Below are 12229 nucleotides of genomic sequence, written 5' to 3'. Positions count from 1 at the left end.
GTCTTAATAACGACTCACTAAGTACAAATTGATGGCAGCCCAATGTGTAGAATATCTCCCTTATCAAGGAGTTTATTAAGTAAATAACATATCTGCTTAATTACTCTTCAAAAAAGTCTCTGCGTCAGACCGAATGCTGTGGATTGTTAATTACTTATGAACCTGATCCACCTTCTATTACGTACTTCTTCTCTCCACCTTAGTCTTGCAATATTAGCTGGTATTTTTAGTGGCGCTACTGCTGCTGGCTTAATTGCCATAATTAATATGACATTAAGCCAAAATCATCCATCAAAAACTATATTGATTTGGAGTTTTGTTAGTCTTTGTCTAATACGACTAATTGCTAGTTTTACTTCTCAATTTCTGTTAATCCAACTTTCACAAAAAGCAATTCTCAATTTGCGGATACTTTTAACCCGCCGCATTCTTGCCTCACCCTTACGTCATTTAGAACAAATCGGTGCTCATGGTCTTTTAGCCGTCCTCACTGAAGATATTCAAACAATCTCTAATACAATTATTACTGTTCCTTTTGTATGTATTAACATTGCCATTGTGATTGCTTGTCTGATTTATCTGGGCTGGTTATCTAAAATTGTCTTCCTTATAGGTATTAGCTTTATGTTTCTGGGAATATTCAGCTATTCACTACCAATGAAGAAAGCTATGTCTTTTCTAAAATTGGCTCGTGAACAGGAAGATAGATTGTTTAAGCATTTCCGTACTGTAACTCAAGGCACAAAGGAACTTAAGCTGAATCATAGTCGACGCCAAGCATTTCTCTCTGAAGATTTTCATACCACTGCCTTATCATCCCGTCATCATAATGTTGTGGGTATGAGTATCTTTGCTGCTGCTGCAAGTTGGGGACAAATTCTATTTTTTGTGGCTATCGGGTTACTTTTATTCATCATACCTACTATCAATAAAATTCATCCGACAACTTTATCTGCATATGCCCTAACTATTATTTATTTAATATCACCTCTAGAGTACATTATGAGTATGATGCCTAGCATAACTAGAGCTTTAGTTGCTTTAAAAAAAGTAGATTCTTTAGGACTTTCATTAGCCAATTACTCAAACGATAGTAGTTACAATATTTCACTGGCATCAGATAAATCTTGGAACTGCTTAGAACTAGTAAATGTAACCCATACTTATTATCAAGAGCGAGAAGAAAGCAACTTTATCCTTGGGCCTATTAACTTGAAATTTCATCCAGGAGAACTTGTTTTTATTGTAGGAGGTAATGGTAGTGGTAAGTCTACCCTCGCTAAATTAATTACTGGGCTTTACATTCCTGAAACAGGAAATGTTTATCTAGATGAAAATCTCATCGATAATCATAATTTAGAGTGGTATCGCCAGCAATTTTCTGTAGTATTTTCCGATTTTTATCTTTTTGATCGCTTCCTAGGTTTGGATAGTAACGATCTAGATATTCAGACTCAAAAGTACCTTGTTCAACTACAACTAGACCATAAAGTTAAGGTCAAGAATGGAGTACTTTCTACCACCGACCTTTCTCAAGGACAGCGCAAGCGACTTGCTCTAGTTACTGCTTATTTAGAAGACCGTCCTATCTATATGTTTGATGAATGGGCATCAGATCAAGATCCTGTATTTAAGGAAATTTTCTACACTCAACTTCTCGCAGAGCTAAAGAATAGAGGTAAAACTATACTGGTTATCAGTCATGACGACCAATATTTTTACCTAGCAGATAGGATTGTCAAGCTGGAATACGGCCAAGTAAAAACTGAAGATTTAAACATTGGAAAGGAGTAAAGCAATGTTTTTGAATAACTTACTAGAAGCTTCAGAGCGCCGCAGCAATTTTTTAATAAAAGAAAAACTTGCATCACAAAGCAAACAAGACAAAATTTTGGCAGCAGATGTAAAATCTGTTCTGTATTACAGAACTTTGATTCACGCTAAAACTAATAATACTTTCGTAAAATAAAGTTGATGATAATTGCGTATTTGACTTTTCAAAAAATCCAAAATAAAAGCAGGAAAAATCCTGACATATTACAAGGCAGCGAAGCAAAAGCTTTTTGGTGAAATTAATCAGACCACTAATAAATATAGTGGAGAATTGCAACTTATTGAGTTCATATTATTAATTCATATAATTACACCATAAAATAGTTGCAATAATATACAGGATAAGTTATCTAAAAAAGCTGTTATTTAGCTTCATAGTCTGAAATAGTTTGACAGCAACAGGATAAGGTTTAAGGTGTTTATCATGACAAATTTAGCAGGTAAAACAGCACTTTTGACAGGTGCATCACGCGGTTTAGGAGTATACATTGCCCATGCTCTAGCTAGAGAGCAGGCAACTGTGGTTTGCGTTTCTCGTTTTAAGTCCGGACTAGATACAACATGCGCTCAAATCAAAGCTTTGGGAGGGAAAGGGATAAGTATTCCCTTTGATATAACAAACTTGACAGAACTTTCTACTCTGACAACGCAAATTAATAAAATTGCAGGCCCAGTTGACATTTTAATTAATAATGCTGGTATAGAACTCTATCGTAATTTTGTAGATTATTCTCTAGAAGAAATGCAGTTAGTTGTCTCAACAAATCTACTTGCTGCTATGGAAATAACCCGTTTATTACTGCCAAGTATGCTGGAAAGGCGTAGTGGACATATTGTCAATATTGCTTCTGTAGCTGGAAAAAAGGGAGTTGCTTACAACAGCATTTATTCTGCAAGTAAAGCTGGTTTGATTATGTGGACTGATGCTATACGACAAGAATTGGCTGGTACTGATGTAAATGTCTCGGCAATTTGTCCAGGATATATTAATAAAGTCGGAATGACTTTTAATACCCATGTACCACTACCCCTGCTAGCGGGTATCTCCACACCAAAAAAAGTGGCAAATACAGTCATTAAATCTCTGAAACAAAATCAGACAGAAGTAATAGTCAATCAAAGCCCGATCACAGAAACTTTGATTAAAATGATGTTTGCAATTGGGCAAATATATCCAGAATTTTTAGATACAATTTATCGCCTGATTGGCGTGGTCAAACTGAACAAAATGCGTACAGAAAATTTAAACAGTATTGAAATGCTGCCTACTTACATGAAAACACAGTTGAAAAATACTAATCTTACATAAGATTTGCCTGAATTGATGTGAATGCTTGTATGCATATCAATTAAGGATGTTTTGTTCTTTTGTTGTGTATGCAGACTTGAATAAAAACGAATGACAAAGGATATGTCAACAATGCTTAAAAATTCCTACATTCCTAATCCGCTTAGCAATACCTTCAAATCTTTAGCTTGGGGTTTCAAGTTTATCAATAGTCAAATAATGTTGTACAAAGAGGCCAGGCTTGCGCCTACTTTCCATGAGGTGGTACTAGAAATTGCCAATCTTCCACTAGAGCAAGTACCAACGCGCAAAATGCTAGCTGGATTGCTAGTAGGTTGGAAGAATAATTTTTTTGCTGCTGACCTTGATTATCTAGAGGAAGTGGCCAAGCAAGCTGTGAATACCCCTGGGCCTATCCTTGAGTGTGGCAGTGGACTAACAACTATTCTTGTGGGATTGCTTGCTGGTCGGCGCGGTGTTGAGGTTTATTCCCTGGAGCATATACCGAAGTGGTACACACATGTAAGTGATATGCTGCAACGCTATTGCATTTCAGGAGTCAATATTTATTTATCACCGTTGCACGACTTCGGAGGCTTTTCTTGGTATCAACCTCCTTTAGCTAGTCTGCCGAATGATTTCCGCTTAGTTATTTGTGATGGGCCTCCTACGAATCAAACACCTGGTGGTCGGTATGGTCTTTTGCCTGTTCTTGGACAACATCTTGCTACCAATGCCCTGATTTTACTTGATGATGCCGATCGCGAGGGCGAAATAGAAGTGCTGCGCCAATGGACAACTGAAGCAAAAATGAGCGTTGTGCAGCGCGAATTGTCTTCGGGGTCATTCGCATTAGTGACTTATTTAAGCAGAGTTAATCAATTTGAGGTAAATCAATGAACCAGATAGGGATCTATATTTTTGCAGTTTTGGTAGTTTTTGTAGTTATTCAGACGCTCTGTGCGCTGGCTTTTACATCATCACTTTGTTTGCCAAAATCGCAGATCATGCCAGATGAGTTGTTACCTAAAGCGGTAATTATCCTTGCCTTGCGAGGTGCCGATCCATTCTTAGCTGATTGTATTCGCGCCTTAGTAAACCAGAACTATCCCCAGTATGAATTGCACATTGTAGTTGATAGTCAGGAAGATCCTGCTTGGGATATCATCACAAAAACCATCCAGCAAACAGGAGCAACACACGTTAAAGTCAGTCCTTTAATTGTGCGGCACAACACCTGTAGTCTCAAATGCAGTGCCTTAGTGCAAGCCATATTTGCATTAGATGATTCTTACAATGTAGCGGCTTTCATAGATGCTGATGTCATTGCCCATCCAAACTGGTTACGCGAATTAGTTGTACCCTTAATAGACAAGCAAATTGGAGCTAGCACAGGAAACCGTTGGTATTTACCACCAAGCGAACAATGGGGTTCGCTGGTGCGATATGTATATAACTCGGCATCTGTTGTCTCTATGTATATCCACGAATATGCTTGGGGAGGTTCAATGGCAATGAAACTCTCTAATTTGCGACAAGCCCAACTTTTAGATATATGGACGCAAAGCATTTCTGTTGATGCACCAGTCCACAGAGCTTTGCAAAACATCGGCTTAAAAGTGAAATTTGTGCCTACCGTTATGATGATCAATGGCGAGGATTGTGATTTAGCTCAATGCTTGCGCTTTATTACACGCCAATTAATCATGCCAAGGCTCTATCACCCTAAGTGGATGCTGTTTGTCGTCCAGGTATTCGTACCCTCATTAGCTCTTGTAGTAGCTATGGGAATGATGCTAATTTCCATACTCAGAGGCAACTTTGCAGCAGCAGCTTTGTTTGGGGGCGGATTTGTAGGCTATATCTTGGTTATGGTTTTACTGATTACACGTTTGGAACAAGGTGTGCGGCAGGTGGTTTGGGAACATAGCAAACTGATGAAGCGTTTTTCGTTTCGATTTTTAGTAAAACTTTTGCTGGCAGTTCCACTGACACAATTAATTTCTACCCTCGCTACAGCATCAGCCATGATCAAGCAAAATGTTGAGTGGCGTGGCGTTGTCTATCAAGTCAAAAACCCTTATGATATTCTACTAACTGAATACCATCCTTATCAAAAGTCACTTCAAGCACTTGATAGTAAAGCTTCAATTGGCTAACTTCAACCTTAGCATTTTATTAGCTAAGAAATTTGTAGGGAAAGTGAAAATGTTGAAAGAGAAAGTCAGTTTGGGAGTTGTTCAGGAGACGCTTTTAATTACATTATGGGCACGTGCAGTTGAAGCAAGTCAACAACAGCCTATTCTGTATGATTCTAAAGCTGTAGACATACTTTCACAAATCGACTATAACTTCAATAAAGTTTCTAAGTCGCTTAGTTCTCAATTAATAGTATGTATCCGAGGGCAAACAATTGATCAGTTGGTTAAGAACTTTTTACAAAATTATCCCAGAACCACTGTGATAGAGATCGGTGCAGGTTTGAATACAAGATTTGAGCGACTTGACAACGGGACATTAAATTGGTTTGACCTCGATTTAGCTGATTCGATGGCAGTCAGGCAAAGATTTTTTGAGGAGAGCGATCGCCGCAAGTTTATTAGTGGCTCGGTTTTGGAATCACACTGGATAAACAAGATGAAAACATCGATTTCTAACCCGCTTTTATTTATTGCTGAGGGAGTATTGGTCTACTTTACTGAGTCACAGGTGAAGCAGCTATTTGCAATGCTAGCTGATAATTTTCCTGGTTCTTTCTTAATTTTTGATGCTATATCGCCATTTATGGTAAAGTATCACAGAAATTGGGATGCAATCAAATACACATCTGCTAATTTACAATGGGGTATTAAAAATATTCAAGAGATAGAAACCTGGGACTCACGGTATAAAGTCGAAAATTCGCTCTACTTTTCAGATTGTTCACAATATTTTCCGCGATTTCCTCTTATTGAGCGTTTACTCATTACCTTTATCCCATATTTGACACGAACATCTGGTATGCATTTGGTACGGCTAGGATAGCAAAACACTTGCTGCAACCTGGAAATAGCTTGGGTATTTTGATGTCAAATATGCGTGTTGGATTGCTCATAGTGAAAGCATTGCGATCGCAATTGCTCTGTTTGCTCACTTAAGTTGAGATAAAATACTTTTCCACGCATCTAACAAATATTTCCACACCCATTGCTAAGGCGGTTTCGTCAAAATCAAACCGGGGATGATGATGGGGATATGCTAAGTCTTTGGCGGGGTTAGCAGAACCCAGAAAGAAATAGCAACCAGGAACCTCTTGCAAGAAAAATGACATATCTTCAGCAGCCATTGTTTGGCATTCGGGCACAATACCCATAGGAGTTTCTACCACTTCTTCTGCTATACTTCGTACCAGTTCTGCCATTTTAATATCATTAATTACTGGTGGATAAAGCGACCAGTAGTCTAAATCATAACTCGCACCATAACTCTGACAAATTCCAGCAATAATCTGCTCGACACGCTGGTTAAAAAAGCCTTTCAAACTGGGATTAAAATACCTAACAGTTGCACTCATTCTCGCTGTATCAGCAATCACATTCCGCTTGGTTCCAGCATGAAGTTCGCCTACTGTCACCACTGCTGAATCAATGGGATTAACATTCCGAGCGACAATGGTTTGCAAGGCATTGACGATTTGAGCAGCAACAACTACTGAGTCAACAGTTTGATGGGGTAGTGCGCCATGTCCACCTTTGCCCAAAATTGTGCAGTTAAAGCACTCCACAGCTGCCATCAATGCCCCAGCCCGCACCCCCACTGTTCCCAAAGGCAAATTATTCCACAAGTGCAAACCAATAATCGCGTCAACATCAGGATTTTTCAGGACTCCAGCTTCAATCATCGGCTTTGCGCCTCCTGGTGATTCTTCGGCTGGCTGGAAGATAATTTTTACTGTACCAGAGAAGTCTTGGCGATGCTGCTGGAGATAATAAGCTGTACCTAATGCGATCGCAGTATGCCCATCATGTCCACAAGCGTGCATCACTCCATCATGCTGCGATTTGTAGGGCACTTCGTTGAGTTCTTGGATTGGCAATGCATCCATATCCGCCCGAATCGCTAAAACTTTGTCAGTGCTGAGTGGGGAGTGGGGAGTGCTGAGTTTATTGCCTTTGATGGTGGCAACAATGCCAGTGTGGGCAATGCCAGTTTTATGCTCAATTTCCCATTCTTGCAGCTTTTGTGATACAAACTCAGCCGTCAGTTTTTCTTGAAAACCCAACTCTGGTTGTTGATGCAATCGCCGCCGCCACTCTACTAATTGCGGTTGCAATGAACGGATCGCCAGTCGGATGCGAGATAGATCAACAGAAGAGGGATTGGGAAAGGTGGAAACCATTATGAAGGCAAGCTAGTTTAAGTACAGCTAACTTAGACGGCTAACTGAGTTTATTTTCCCAGTTTATCGTAGGAAATGGGGCATGGGGCATTGGGTATGGGGCATGGGGCATGGGGAATAGACGGACATTTTTCAGGAGGGGTTTGAATCCTATAAGTGAAAAAACCTCCTGCCTCCTGCCTCCTGCCTCCTGCCTCCTTCAATTTCGGAGATGTTTAATGCCCAATGCCCAATGCCCAATGCCCAATTTAAAGTGTCAGTGTTTCCCAATCTAAATCTGATGCTATTTGAGCAAGTTTATCTAAATCAGTCAGGTTATCTAGATAAGGTAAGCAGCCTAAAACTGGTGTGTTAGTCAGTGATTGAATCAATTGAGATGGTGTCCAGTCGGCTATTTCTGCATCCGTTCGGGGTTGTACGCAGTTCAGCACAATGCCTTTGAGATTGACGCGCGATTGTCTCGCTAATGCAACATTTGCCACTGCTTGAGCGATCGCTCCTAATCTCACTGGCACTACCAATACTGTTGGTAATCGCCATTCTCCTGCTAAATCAGCTACCGTTAATTCCTCGGTTATTGGCGAACCTAATCCTCCCAAAGCTTCTACAAGCACAAAATCACGATGCGATCGCAACTTAGACAAAGCTTGCCACACAAGAGCTAAATCTACTTGGCGATTTTCCTTTGCTGCGGCGATGGGAGGAGCCAGAGGTGCTTGAAAGTACAAAGGTGTAATTTCTTCAGCAGATTGTTCTAGCGCAAACAGCTTTTGATACCACTCGCGATCGCCAACTCCCGATTGAATCGGTTTCATAATTCCCCAGCTATGCTGCGGGTAATATTTTTGCCAATATGCTGCTAGCGCTGTTGTTAAAACAGTTTTACCAGCTTCGGTATCAGTTCCAGTAATCAGTAGCGTGCTTAACATTAATTTCTTTGGCCAGAAAATGGTTGTGTTTCATCAACCGGCGGAAAAGTTGGCGTTTCACCAGTCGGAGGAATTGGTATGAGTGTCTCTGTGGGAATTGGCAGGGGTGTCTCTGTGGGAATTGGTTTGACTGGTTTCTCTAATGAAACATTGAGATTGTAATTACTTTCGGCAACTCCTGGAAGCAGAGTTAACTCAATAGTATATCTACCAGTTAGCAGCAATGTGCCTTCGTATGCTGCTACTTGTCGGGCATTAAGATCAATTGGTTGTTCATTGGGACTTAAGACTGTTAGCAAAATGCTGCTTCCTGGCTCAAGAAACGTAGTTAACTTGTCACCTTCCTGCCCAGAAAAAGTATACCGGATTATCTGATTTACTTGGAGAGTATCTTCAACCGTGGCTGTGTTATTCAACGATCCCAGATTGAGGGGCTTAGTAGATACAACAGGTTGATCGTTAGTAGGCGTAGGTGTGGGTGTGGCTGTGAATGTAGTACCACCAGAAATTACTGGTGAAGGGAAATTTTGTGGAAGCGTCTCATCTGTTGCTGTTTTCGACTGACTGCGAATGGAACTGACTAATGCCCAAGAACCAAATCCCGCGACGATTACTACAACAATGGCAATTGCCGCGATCGCTAACGGATTATCCAAGAGTGAACTAGAGGGACTTGGTGGAATCACAGGATCGGGTTTCTTCTTCGGCGAAGGTGGTGATGCTACCGGGTCAGGACGGCGACCAACAGCCATTGTCTGCAAGTTAGACACATTCAAGGAAGGAAGACTGACTTGCTCTAAAGGTTGTAGTGCTTGAGATACACTAGCAGCACTTTGATAGCGATCGCTCGGTATATGATTCAACATTCGATTCACAACCTGGGCAAATCGCGGACTGACTTTTACCCACCGCTGCCAATTCCAAGTTAGTTGGTTTTCATCAAATAAATCCCTTGGTTCTTTTCCAGTCAGCAAAACTACCGCACTCACCGCTAATGCATACAAGTCGCTGCTAGGGTAAGCTCCCCCTGTTTGCATTTGTTCACTAGGAGAGTAGCCTAATTTTCCCACAGTGGTTTCTGGCATTGCACTCTCTGGCGATCGCAAACGCGTTGCCAGTTCCTTTACCACCCCAAAGTCAATTAACACAGGTTTAGCGTCACTATCTCGCAAAATAATATTTTCTGGCGAGATATCTCGGTGAATAATCCCTCGACTGTGAATATGCTCTAAAACAGGCAGCAACGACTGTATCAGCTGCAATACTTCTGCCTCTGTGAAAGTTTGACCAAGCGCTTGACGTTCAACTAGTAGAGTTCGGTACGTCTGACCTGCAACGTAGTCCTCTACCAAAAATAAGCGTTGGTCTTGCTCAAATCTTTCCCGGAATTTAGGGACTTGTGGGTGTTCGATTTGATATAAAATGGCAGCTTCTCGGTGAAAAAGCTCTTGTGCCTTTTCTAAAGCCAAAGCCTCCGTTGCTGTTGAAATCAATTCCTTGATCGCGCAAAGTTCGTTAAAGCGCCTCTGGTCTTCTGCCAGATAGGTTCTACCACATCCTCCTTGTCCGAGAATTTGAATTATGCGGTAACGGTTTTGCAAGACAGTGCCAACTGTAATGGGTGGTTGCATGATCGATTGATTGAGTGTAGTAGCAACTGAGGAGGAAGTCACCCACAAAGATTAAGTCCAAGAGGCAACACAGTTACATGCAGCGATATTCTACCTTACCTAATGGGTATACCCCCAGTTAGGAGTATACGCAAATTAATTCAGGAGGCAAGAGGCAGGGGGCAGGGGGCAGGGGGACAATTAAGAAGGGGATTCAGACCCCCTCCTTAAATTAGGGCCACTGAACTTCGTTTCAGTGGGGGTCTTAAACCCTTACTCCCTCCGGTCGTGGCAGAGTGCAGAAAACAGTATTCCTTATTCCTTCTGCCTCCTGCCTTCTGCCCTCTGCCTTTCTCGGTAAAGAATGTATTCAAAGCCTTTCCCCTTTTTCCGTTATTCTGGAATTTTATTGTGTGAATTAAAACTTAAAATTAAATCTGCTAGTTTATTTATTGCTAGTATCATAGAATATAATAAGATACACCTTGAACACTTAGTCTCAAATCTTCTCTTGTCTAACAGCAAACTTAAATATCATTTAATTTGTCAATGCTTTACTGTCAGTTATAAATGAGGTAGTTAAAAGAAGCAATCTATTACACCAATATTTGATAGATTGAGGTTATTTACCTCAACTCAAAAAAATTTGAACTATAGACCTAGTACACAGACTGGATGTCCGTTAAGCTATCAATAGTTTGCTTACCAAGAAAATTAGACAGTTAGCGAATGATAATTTTATGGGAAAATGTTTAAATTTTGTATGGAAGCTTTAACAAAACTCACAGATGTTTTTTTAGACTATTTCTCGGTTAAATCTATTAAATCTCCAATGATAATATTGCTATGAATGCACATAGAGGATCTGCTGTTCTCAGTTCTGCAACTTTCAAAATGCAACCATCTGCAACAGGGCTGACCGAGAATCATCGCCTGAGACTTTTTTCTGGCTCCGCCAATATACAACTGTCTCAAGAAGTCGCTCGTTATGTGGGCATGGACTTGGGGCCAATGATTCGTAAAAGATTTGCGGATGGAGAACTTTACGTTCAAATCCAAGAATCGATTCGGGGTTGTGATGTCTATTTAATCCAACCATGTTGTCAACCTGTAAACGATCATTTGATGGAATTATTGATTATGGTTGACGCCTGTCGTCGGGCTTCTGCGCGACAGGTGACGGCAGTAATTCCTTACTATGGCTATGCTCGTGCCGATCGCAAAACCGCAGGACGAGAGTCAATAACTGCCAAGCTGGTTGCTAACTTGATCACCGAAGCAGGTGCCAACCGCGTTCTAGCAATGGATTTACACTCGGCTCAGATTCAAGGCTATTTCGATATACCTTTTGATCATGTTTACGGTTCGCCAGTATTGCTAGATTATCTAGCCAGCAAACAACTGCCCGACCTAGTAGTTGTTTCCCCTGATGTTGGTGGTGTTGCACGAGCCAGAGCATTTGCAAAAAAACTGAATGATGCCCCACTGGCGATTATTGACAAACGTCGTCAGGCACATAATGTCGCAGAAGTGTTAAATGTTATCGGCGATGTTAAAGGCAAAACGGCAGTGTTGGTGGATGACATGATCGACACTGGGGGAACGATCGCAGAAGGAGCGCGATTACTCCGTGAAGAAGGAGCGCGTCAAGTATACGCCTGTGCAACTCATGCAGTCTTCTCTCCACCAGCTGTGGAGCGGTTGTCCAGTGGATTGCTTGAGGAAGTCATTGTCACCAATACGATTCCCATACCAGAAAACAATCGGTTTCCCCAACTAGTGGTGCTGTCAGTAGCTAATCTGTTAGGCGAAACTATCTGGCGGATTCATGAAGATACTTCAGTCAGTAGTATGTTTCGCTAGCCAATAAAAGGCTGTCATTCGTGTTATTGGCAGCCATCTGGTGAAAATGATGTAGGGACAATTCATGAATTGTCCCTACCAAGGATTTCGAGCAACGCAAAATTAATTTTCACCTTTTTTATCAACCTAAATTTAAACAAGTTGTTAACTATATCAACGAACTTTGGGGGTTTGAGTCTCTAATCAGGCATTCCTATGCAGAGCATAGGAACGAGATAAACGAGAGAATAATGCGAAATTGATCTTTTTTTGACTTGTGTGTACACCGTAGCCTTAAAAAGGGGGGCTAGGGGGGATCTAAACGCTGTGAGGCAACTCTCAAAGACTT

The 12229-nt window shown here is 41.0% G+C and carries 10 protein-coding genes; 7 read left to right on the top strand and 3 right to left on the bottom strand.

The window, feature by feature from the left end; translation table 11 throughout:
• Positions 1-156: 156 nt before the first annotated feature.
• The 6 genes from A4S05_RS35395 to A4S05_RS35375 all read left to right on the top strand — a co-directional run bounded on the left by A4S05_RS35395 (position 157) and on the right by A4S05_RS35375 (position 6145).
• Entirely contained in the window at positions 157-1794 is a 1638-nt protein-coding gene (locus A4S05_RS35395) for a cyclic peptide export ABC transporter (RefSeq protein WP_069074434.1), read from the top strand.
• A gap of 4 nt (positions 1795-1798) precedes the next feature.
• On the top strand, positions 1799-1969 hold the full coding sequence (locus tag A4S05_RS42340; protein ID WP_176727199.1) for a hypothetical protein: 171 nt from the start codon (positions 1799-1801) through the stop codon (positions 1967-1969).
• 288 nt (positions 1970-2257) lie between these two features.
• Positions 2258-3142, top strand: coding sequence for an SDR family NAD(P)-dependent oxidoreductase (locus A4S05_RS35390; protein ID WP_069074433.1), 885 nt, complete (start codon positions 2258-2260; stop codon positions 3140-3142).
• A gap of 198 nt (positions 3143-3340) precedes the next feature.
• Positions 3341-4021: a class I SAM-dependent methyltransferase gene (locus tag A4S05_RS35385; RefSeq protein WP_256091373.1), complete on the top strand. Its 681-nt coding sequence runs from the start codon at positions 3341-3343 to the stop codon at positions 4019-4021.
• The gene (locus A4S05_RS35380) at positions 4018-5280 is read left to right on the top strand and encodes a glycosyltransferase family 2 protein (RefSeq protein WP_069074431.1); all 1263 of its coding nucleotides are present in this window, start codon (positions 4018-4020) and stop codon (positions 5278-5280) included. Before A4S05_RS35385 ends, A4S05_RS35380 begins: the two co-directional genes overlap by 4 nt.
• Before the next feature lie 49 nt (positions 5281-5329).
• Positions 5330-6145 carry a class I SAM-dependent methyltransferase gene (locus tag A4S05_RS35375; protein ID WP_069074430.1) on the top strand — a complete coding sequence of 272 codons (816 nt, stop codon included), beginning with the start codon at positions 5330-5332 and terminating at the stop codon, positions 6143-6145.
• Positions 6146-6254: 109 nt separating this feature from the next.
• Here the strand turns inward: A4S05_RS35375 and A4S05_RS35370 are convergent, their stop codons facing one another.
• The 3 genes from A4S05_RS35370 to A4S05_RS35360 all read right to left on the bottom strand — a co-directional run bounded on the left by A4S05_RS35370 (position 6255) and on the right by A4S05_RS35360 (position 10059).
• Positions 6255-7499 carry a M20 family metallopeptidase gene (locus A4S05_RS35370; RefSeq protein ID WP_069074429.1) on the bottom strand — a complete coding sequence of 415 codons (1245 nt, stop codon included), beginning with the start codon at positions 7497-7499 and terminating at the stop codon, positions 6255-6257.
• A 248-nt stretch (positions 7500-7747) separates the two neighbouring features.
• Entirely contained in the window at positions 7748-8428 is a 681-nt protein-coding gene (gene bioD / locus A4S05_RS35365) for a dethiobiotin synthase (protein WP_069074428.1), read from the bottom strand.
• The gene (locus A4S05_RS35360) at positions 8428-10059 is read right to left on the bottom strand and encodes a serine/threonine-protein kinase (RefSeq protein WP_069074427.1); all 1632 of its coding nucleotides are present in this window, start codon (positions 10057-10059) and stop codon (positions 8428-8430) included. Before A4S05_RS35360 ends, bioD begins: the two co-directional genes overlap by 1 nt.
• An 825-nt stretch (positions 10060-10884) precedes the next feature.
• Between A4S05_RS35360 and A4S05_RS35355 the strand changes: the two genes are divergently transcribed.
• Complete coding sequence (locus A4S05_RS35355) at positions 10885-11901, top strand: ribose-phosphate pyrophosphokinase (RefSeq protein ID WP_069074426.1); 1017 nt, start codon at positions 10885-10887, stop codon at positions 11899-11901.
• Positions 11902-12229: the final 328 nt, after the last annotated feature.

Origin of the sequence: Nostoc sp. KVJ20, from assembly GCF_001712795.1 — a bacterium.
Lineage (GTDB): Bacteria > Cyanobacteriota > Cyanobacteriia > Cyanobacteriales > Nostocaceae > Nostoc.
The sequence above is the reverse complement of the archived record's forward strand: the minus strand, read 5'-3'. Positions and strand labels throughout refer to the sequence as shown.